At 37.8% G+C, this 8471-nt stretch carries 6 protein-coding genes; 2 read left to right on the forward strand and 4 right to left on the reverse strand.

Annotated elements, in window-relative coordinates:
• Positions 1 to 439: 439 nt before the first annotated feature.
• Complete coding sequence (locus NEOC84_RS07810; protein WP_166157676.1) at positions 440 to 1426, forward strand: glycosyltransferase; 987 nt, start codon at positions 440 to 442, stop codon at positions 1424 to 1426.
• A 201-nt stretch (positions 1427 to 1627) separates the two neighbouring features.
• Here NEOC84_RS07810 and NEOC84_RS07815 read toward each other — a convergent pair whose 3' ends face one another.
• Both NEOC84_RS07815 and hemB read right to left on the reverse strand, forming a co-directional pair.
• Entirely contained in the window at positions 1628 to 4024 is a 2397-nt protein-coding gene (locus tag NEOC84_RS07815) for a phosphoketolase family protein (RefSeq protein WP_166157679.1), read from the reverse strand.
• Positions 4025 to 4598: 574 nt separating this feature from the next.
• Positions 4599 to 5624 carry a porphobilinogen synthase gene (gene hemB, locus NEOC84_RS07820; protein WP_166157682.1) on the reverse strand — a complete coding sequence of 342 codons (1026 nt, stop codon included), beginning with the start codon at positions 5622 to 5624 and terminating at the stop codon, positions 4599 to 4601.
• 618 nt (positions 5625 to 6242) lie between these two features.
• On the opposite strand from hemB, the gene NEOC84_RS07825 reads away from it, so the two are divergent.
• Positions 6243 to 6992 (forward strand): glycosyltransferase family 2 protein, encoded by a 750-nt coding sequence (locus NEOC84_RS07825; protein WP_166157685.1) that lies wholly within the window; start codon positions 6243 to 6245, stop codon positions 6990 to 6992.
• Between the two features lie 291 nt (positions 6993 to 7283).
• On the opposite strand, the gene NEOC84_RS07830 is transcribed toward NEOC84_RS07825, so the two are convergent.
• Together NEOC84_RS07830 and NEOC84_RS07835 are read right to left on the reverse strand one after the other, a co-directional pair.
• The gene (locus NEOC84_RS07830) at positions 7284 to 7955 is read right to left on the reverse strand and encodes a hypothetical protein (RefSeq protein ID WP_166157688.1); all 672 of its coding nucleotides are present in this window, start codon (positions 7953 to 7955) and stop codon (positions 7284 to 7286) included.
• Positions 7936 to 8471: hypothetical protein (locus NEOC84_RS07835; RefSeq protein WP_166157691.1), on the reverse strand; the 536-nt coding region annotated here is incomplete at its 5' end. The genes NEOC84_RS07830 and NEOC84_RS07835, both read right to left, overlap by 20 nt.

Here is an 8471-nt window from a genome sequence, read left to right on the forward strand (position 1 = left end):
TACTTTTTTAGCTTACCATTAAAAGGAAATTTACATTTTTTCTTTTTAAAATTGATGCAATGATGGAGTTTTTTAGGGTAAATCAGGTTGGACTATTTATAATAGCTTTCTTTAGAAGAGTATAGCTATATAGATTGCTTAGGTATCTTGCTAGCCTTTCTGTAAATATCTCTCAATCCTGCTTTTTAAAGTCAAAGGGCACGATAAAAAAGAAAGAAATTAAAAAACAGGTATAGAAAAGCTTTATATAAAGCTTGGTTGCCTAAATTAGCTAGGGTAAGAAAGGGGCGCGTTTGTAAGATAAAAAATCTCTTTTCCTTAATTTCGATATTATTCATATAGGATATAAGTTTGTAAAAAGGAAAAAAGGATCGCTACCTCTTCAGTCTTAATTTTCCTATTTTCTTTTTTTAAAGAGACTTTTCTTAGGTTAAAGGATATGTATCAAATAATGGTAGAGCTAGGGTTTTTAATAAGCTTTTGGCTATTAACGCTTTCTTCAGTTCAAACTGTCGAACTTAAGTTTAATATATTGAGCGAGTTGAATGGAAAGGGATTGGAAGCAGACCAAAAAATCCTTAGCAGTGCTCTTAAAGAGCTGGGACATCAAGTTTACTTAGGAAATATATATGATGAGCCCCATACCTCTGAAGTAGATATTAATATATTTTTTCAGTCTATCAATCCTTTATGGCTTCCTTATGCTTCCCTCAATTGGTTTATTCCTAATGCGGAATGGTATACGCAAGATTTAGAACTTTTAGACCTAATAGATCTTGTTCTGTGTCGTACTCAAGAAACACAAAGAATTTTTGAAAACTTAAAACTCCCATGTTTTTTCTTAGGCTTTACAAGCCATGATTGTTATCTCTCCCATATAAAAAAAAACTTTTCTTTGTTTTTTCATTTAGCAGGAGGAAGCGAGCAGAAAGGAACGCAGCCGATAGTGGATAGCTGGTTACGTAATACTTCTTTTCCTTTATTAATTATCCTTAAACATTTTTGCGCTGTTAGACCGCGTCAAGCTAACTTGCACTGGATTACTCACCGGGTCGAAGAGCCTATACTAAGAGATTTACAAAATAGCTGTGGAATTCATTTATGTCTCAGTGAAACGGAAGGATTCGGGCATTATATTATGGAAGCCTTATCAACTAGGGCGGTAGTCGTCACCGTAGATGCTCCTCCCATGAATGAATTTATCAAGGATCCACGTTGCCTTGTTCCCTTCAAGGATTGCAGCCCACAATTATTAGGAACAAACTACTATGTGGATCCGATACAGCTTGAGGTGGTTATTAACAATCTAAAAGAGTTGCGTATCGAAGAATTAAGGAGAATAGGTTTAGAAAATAGAGCCATGTATTTAAAGAAAACCTCCCAATTTATTAACAACCTAAAAAAATTAATAGATAGGGTTAAATAAAAAGCACTTTTAAAGACAAAGGGAACGAATGAATGCTATCTGCCTTATTTGTTCAAGCGGCTTTTTGCCTATTTATGCACTTAAAAATGTATGCTTAAAGTATGTACTTAAATCATAAGTAAGGTAATAAGCAGTGTACTCTTTTTCAGGTAACAATATGCCTTTTTAAAGTGCCTGCCATCTTCTGGCATTGTATTTATATCAATATGGCCATTTCCATTGACGAACAAGCGGCATGTCGTCTCCATATTTAGTGATATATTCTTCATGTTCGATAAACTTATTATGGATATCTTGCTTAATATAGGCTGCTAGATAGCCTAACTTGGGTACTCGATCGATCACGTCTCCCACTAGGCTAAAGCGATCGATTTGATTGCGCACGCACATATCGAAAGGGGTCGTAGTGGTACCTTCTTCTTTATAGCCACGCACATGAATATTCTCATGATTAGTTCTGCGGTAGGTAAGTCGATGAATGAGCCAAGGGTAACCATGATAGGCAAAAATGACCGGTTTATCCGTGGTAAATAATTCATCAAAATCTTTATCAGATAATCCATGCGGATGTTCAGTGGGATTTTGAAGCTTCATCAAATTGACAATATTAACTACTCGAACTTTTAGATCAGGGATTTGCTGGCGAAGAATATCTACAGCCGCTAGAGTCTCTAAGGTAGGCACATCACCCGCACAAGCCATCACCACATCAGGAACATGTCCGCGATCATTACTGGCCCATTCCCAAATTCCTATGCCTGCTGTGCAATGTTTAATAGCAGATTCCATGTCTAAGTATTGCAATGCTGGTTGCTTGCCTGCAACGATTACATTCACATAGTTTCTACTACGTAAACAGTGATTGGTAACAGATAATAAGGTATTAGCATCAGGTGGAAGATAGACACGTACGACTTCAGCTTTTTTGTTCATCACATGATCAATAAAGCCTGGGTCTTGATGGGAAAAACCATTGTGATCTTGTCGCCAAACGTGGGAGCTTAGCAAAATGTTAATCGATGAAATAGGGGCGCGCCAGTGGATAGAGGAGGTGGTGGTATGTAGCCATTTAGCATGTTGGTTGAACATAGAATCTATAATATGAGCGAAAGCCTCGTAAGTAGAAAAGAAACCGTGCCTTCCTGTTAAAACATAGCCCTCTAGCCAGCCCATGCATGTATGTTCACTTAATATTTCCATCACGCGCCCCTCGACAGATAACTCACTACCGTCTTTATCTTCGGGCAGATAATCAGCCATCCAACTTTTTTTTGAGACCTCATAGATGGCATCTAAGCGGTTGGAAGCCGTTTCATCAGGACCCATCACGCGGAAGTTATGTAGGTTGCTTTTCATGACATCGCGTAAGAATTTTCCCACGATACGAGTGGACTCAGCTTCAACCTGACCAGGTTTTTCAATTTTAAGGGCATACTCGCGGAAATCAGGCATTTTTAATTCTTTGCGGAGTAAGCCTCCATTAGCATGAGGATTATCTCCCATACGACGTTTTCCTTGAGGAGCTAAAGCCGCAAGCTCAGCGAGGAATCTTCCATTTTCATCAAAAAGCTCTTCAGGACGATAGCTTTTCATCCATTTCTCTAATTGCTGTACATGGGCAGGTTTAACAGCCATATTGGATAAAGGAACTTGGTGGGAGCGCCAGAATCCTTCAGTTTTTTTACCATCGACCTCTTGCGGTCCTGTCCACCCTTTAGGAGTTTTAAGAATGATCATAGGCCAACGTGGACGCTCGATAAGTTTGTTTTTACGCGCCTCTTCTTGAATTTTCATAATTTCTGCTATGACAATGTCAAGTGTATAAGCCATACTTTGATGCATCTGTTGAGGATCGGAACCCTCGATTACATAAGGTTTGTAGCCATATCCCTCGAAAAGGCTCTTTAGCTCTTCAGGACTGATTCTAGCTAGGAGAGTAGGATTAGCTATTTTATATCCGTTGAGGTGAAGGATAGGAAGAACAGCACCATCTTTTGCGGGATTAAGAAATTTGTTAGAATGCCAGGAGGCGGCAAGAGGCCCTGTTTCTGCTTCTCCATCTCCCACTACGCATGCCGCAATAAGGTCGGGGTTATCAAAAACAGCCCCGTAGGCATGAGAAAGTACATAACCTAACTCTCCTCCTTCATGAATAGAGCCGGGAGTTTCGGGGGCTACATGGCTAGGTATTCCCCCAGGAAAAGAAAATTGTTTAAAAAGTTTTTTTAAGCCCTCTTCATCGGAAGAAATATTAGGGTAATATTCACTATAGGTTCCTTCCAAATAGACGTTAGCTACCAAGCCTGGACCGCCATGACCCGGTCCTGCTAAGTAAATCATATTCAAATCTTTAGCTTTAATCAGGCGATTTAGGTGCACATAAATAAAATTTAAGCCCGGGGTTGTTCCCCAGTGACCTAACAGGCGAGGCTTAATATCTTCAATAGTAAGGGGACGTTTAAGGAGAGGATTATCAAGCAGATAAATTTGCCCAACAGAGAGATAATTACTTGCCCGCCAATAAGCATCCATTTTATAAAGCTCTTCCTCTGTTAAGGGGCCGCCTTGGCAAATGGTACTAGGAATTTCTCTTACCATACTTTCTCCTTAAAAATCCTGTAATTATTTTATTCATGCAATTACTAATTTATTTAATTCAATGGAGGATTAAAGAAAAGCTGTAGTTGAAGTTTAAATAAAATAACTGAAAATTTTTTTTAAGCCACTAATAATCAAACGTAGATGGGGGTAAAGAGAATGAAGGTAGTGCTAGCGATTAAGGCCCTCCATTTAAGCGAAGGATGTAAAGATAGGCTGAGCATTAACAAAAATAAACAGAAAAAAGAGGAAAAAATTTCGCAATTATTCTTAAAGCTTAATAAAGAGGAAGAGCATAAAAAGAGCTGCAAGTAGAAAGATAAGCTATCGCCTTGCTAAAAAGATCCTTACCCCAATTTATTTATCAAGCTAGTAAAGTAGGCTTATTTTTTCTTTGCATCTTTTAAAGGGAGGAGGCTGAATTAAAGCTTAGTAGTTTTGTATTCAATCAGCTGTCTAACCTCATCTCATTTACTTCTTTTCCTGCACTAGCTTAAGGAAAAAGTTAAAGAAGTTTAATCTCTTATCCTCTATCTTCAATCGTTAAGGGCATGAAAAAAATACAAGGAAAAGGCTATTGCATCTTAATTAAACGAGCGATTCTTTTTGAAGCGTAGGTAAGAATAAAATCAGCACCTGCTCGTTTGATGGATAAAAGGCTTTCCATAAAAGCTTTATCTGCATCTAGCCATCCTTTTTCCGCAGCAGCCATGACCATGGCATATTCCCCACTCACATGATAAGCAGCAAGAGGAAGAAGAGTTTTTTTACGGATAATAGAGATAATGTCTAAGTAAGCTAAAGCAGGTTTGATCAAAAGCATATCCGCCCCTTCCGCTTCATCTAAAATAGCTTCAAGAATGGCCTCTCGGCTATTGGCAGGATCCATTTGATAGGTTTTTTTATCACCAAATTTAGGAGCAGAATGGAGGGCTTCACGAAAGGGGCCATAGAAAGAGGAGGCATATTTGGCGGCATAGGATAAAATATTTACCTCTTTAAAGCCTGCTTTATCTAAACTTTCGCGGATGTATTTTACACGCCCATCCATCATATCACTCGGTGCAACAATGTCGGCACCAGCTTGTGCCGCAAGGATAGACATCTCTCCAAGCATGTAAAGGGTAGGGTCATTGAGGATATGGCCTGACTCGTTTACAATTCCATCATGACCATGATTAGTGTATGGATCTAAAGCAATATCGACTATTACACACATCTCAGGAATCGCTTGCTTTAAGGCTTGTATAGCTCGAGAAAGTAAATTATGAGGATTTATGGCTTCTTTACCTAGGCTATCTTTTTTTTCTTCAGGAATAACAGGAAAAAGATCAATGGCGCGAATACCTAGTTGATAGAGTTCAATGGCCTCTTTGACAAGCAGATCCACGGAAATACGGGAGATGCCAGGCATACTGGTAATCATCTCTTGGCGCTGATGGCCTTCTAGGATAAACAAGGGAGCCACCAGCTGATGAGGAAGAAGATGGTTTTCTTGGATAAGAGAGCGTATAGCGGGGCTTTTACGATTGCGACGAGGGCGAATGGCTAAATCGACATGATGGCTGCTAATAAGGGAGTCTGGGAGTAATGGACGCATGATAGCTTTCCTCAATATTTGGCATATTCTCTAGGCATTTGTAATCTTTATACTACGAAAAAATATAGAAGCTGCTAATCCCTGTCAATATGGATGAGATTTATTTTGACCCATGAGCCTAAGGAATCTTATGATGGAGCAAACAAATGAGAAACTATTGAAGGCTTACAAGCTCCAAGGAAAGAGAATATAAATCTTCCTAGTAAGATAAAAGCTTTGTATTCCTGTTGGCTATCCATCGATAATTTTTTTAAAAAGCTTAGCGGTTCTTACTTTACTTTTGAAATGAAACGCTTAGCACCTGCGTAGAAAGCTTACTTCTTTGGCAGAAGGGTTAGATCCTACCTTTAGGTGTTGTTTAATCTACTAAAAAGCATGATTAGAAAATCAATTATTGAAAACTGTTTTCAAGAAATAGATTTTTGTCTTGGCTTGTGGTTAAATCCTTTTAAGAGAGGAGGAGAGATTGACCCTTGAAGCATGAAAAGTTATAAAGGCTTAGCTTTAGCTGTTTTAAAAGGATAATTTTTGCCATCTTAAGATGAAAATAGGAATAGGGAAGATAGGCGAGCTAGAAAAAATAAAAAAAGCATTAAAAAATTAAAATATGAGGATCTCATGATACCTATTTCAGTCACTATCTTGACCAAGAATAGCTGCCAATACCTGGCTCAAGTGTTAGATAGCGTAAGCCTTTTTGATGAAGTCCTACTTTATGATACAGGATCTATAGATGATACTATAAAAATAGCAAAAAATTACTCTAATGTGCGCGTTATCTTAGCTACTTTTGAAGGATTTGGTCCTACTCATAACAAGGCCTCTGCTTATGCAAAACATGATTGGATCTTGTCTGTAGATAGTGACGAACTTGTGACACCAGCGATGATAAAAGAGATCTTAGCAACTTCCTTGCAAGAAAAAGTAGTTTATTCTTTCCCACGCCATAATTATTTTAATAATAAGTTTATTCGCTGGTGCGGTTGGTATCCCGATCGCCAATATAGGTTATATAATAAAAAAGAAACAAGCTTTACTAATGTGCAAGTTCATGAAGCTATTATTGTCAAGCATATGCAACATATAGCTTTAAACAGCCCACTTATTCATTATTCTTATCATTCTATCGCTGACTTTTTAAGTAAGATGCAGACCTATTCGACATTATTTGCTGAGCAGAATAAAGGTAAAAAAACTGCTTCCTTATCTAAAGCTTTGACGCATGGTATCTTTTCTTTTTTTAAGAGTTATATCCTTAAAAGAGGCTTTATGGGTGGATATGAGGGGTTTGTAATCTCTGCCTATAACGGGCATACCGCTTTTTATAAATATCTTAAACTTTATGAAGCTAATCGTAAAGATGGCTAAATCCATTCCCAAGATAGAAAAAATAAAAATGCGGATTTAGACTTTTTAATCTTTAATTGAGGACAATAAACTTTTGCGCTACTTCTTATGCAGCCCCGCAATTTATAAAAGGACTCTCGCTAAGGAGAAAAACAGCTTGCCAAGGATTTAAATAGATAGGCTAAATTTTTTTTAAGCGGATAAGAGTAAGAAAAATACGACGCTAAAAATTTTATCTTCATTGGCCTACTCCATGGCTAGCAAAAACCTTTCATCTCTTTTTAGCTCATCTTAATATTAAAACAAGGTCTATTATTCTAATGTTAGAAAGCGCTGCCTTATTTCCTCTGAAATATTTTCGAGTGGATTTCCTTGTGTCTTAAGGGTGAGAAGTTGAGGTAATTGGTCTATTTGCGCAGGAAGGGTGGCGAGGTGGTTATAGCTTAAATCAAGGTTTTGCATGGGAAAAATCTGATCTATTGCTATCACAAAGGAGGTAAGCTGGTTATGACTTAAGCTAAGAGAATACAACTGAGAGAATAGGCCGCTTTCCATAACAAAAGAGGTCAATTGGTTGTAGTTTAGATAAAGCCACCCCAGACGAGGCATCAAGCCTATTTCTCTTGGAAGAAAGGATAGTTGATTTTGATTTAAGTTAAGTGAATATAGCTGCGACAGCTGCTGGAGTTCTTTTGGAAGAGAGACGAGATGATTGTTACTTAAGTTAAGATGTCGCAGCCAATGTAAGTCACCTATTTCTTTTGGAAGAGAGATGAGCTGGTTTTCGTTTAAATTAAGGGCAAGTAACCGAAGAAACTGGCCTATTTCTTTAGGAAGAAAGGTAAGGGAGTTTTGACTTAAATTAAGGTTTTGCAGCTGGGTCAATTGTCCTATTTCTTTAGGAAGAAAGGTCAGCTGATTGTAGCTTAAATTAAGAGAGGCAAGGGCAGAAAACATGCCTATCTCAGGAGGCAAATAAGTCAAACCTAACCTGGATAAATCTAATACTTTGATCCCTTTGCCATAACTTTTCAATCCATTGGCTGAAAAGATTACCTTTTTCTTCTAAAGATAATGAATTAATTTCTTCTTGTGCTAAGTATTCCTTTCCCCCAGGAATTTTTTTCCAGATGAGCAGGCGATTAATGTTTAAGAGATAGGAGGAATAGTTAGCGAGGGTTAAATATCTTTTTTCTTCCGTTTTATTTTTAAATTCTAAAGGAGATAGAGATTTAGCTAAGGTAAAAACTTGCTTAAAGATTCGATAAACTTTCTCTGAAGTCGCCCGTTTAGAGTCTAATTGATAGATCTTGTCCAAAAGGCGAGTTTGTAGCTTTTCATTTCCATTGATGCCATGAATAGCAGCTATTTTTTTGTAAAGGGAGGGCAAGATTTCTATAGCTAACAGCTCTTGCCATCTTTTACAAACGCTAAATAAAGGAGGTGTGACACACTCCTTTAAGATAGGAAGCAGCAATTCATTAGGTAGGTGATCGATAG

This window comes from Neochlamydia sp. AcF84, assembly GCF_011087585.1.
Classification (GTDB): domain Bacteria; phylum Chlamydiota; class Chlamydiia; order Chlamydiales; family Parachlamydiaceae; genus Neochlamydia.